A 241-nucleotide genomic window follows, 5' to 3' on the forward strand; every position below is an offset into this window, starting at 1 on the left:
TGCCTTGAGCGTTGATGCCGCCGGTGGCGCTGCGATACCAGGAAACGTGAATGAGGGAGCGGACGTGGCTTGGGTGGACCGGGTCGCGGGCACGTGTGGGTTCGTCAGCTAGAAATTTTTCCCAGGCGCGCATGGTGGCACGCTCGTCATAGTCGATGTTGCTCAGAGCCATTTGGCCGGTGGCCAGCGAGGTACGCGCCGGAAGGGCATCGATCTTCATCTGATTGGGGGCTATCTCGCG

1 pseudogene is annotated in these 241 nt (G+C 61.8%); it reads right to left on the reverse strand.

The features are described 5' to 3' along the window. Positions 1 to 220 (reverse strand): annotated as a pseudogene (locus AC0L2O_RS37410) (sigma-54-dependent Fis family transcriptional regulator); the annotation flags it as partial. Positions 221 to 241: the final 21 nt, after the last annotated feature.

The organism is Bradyrhizobium sp. Kon10, from assembly GCF_055807395.1.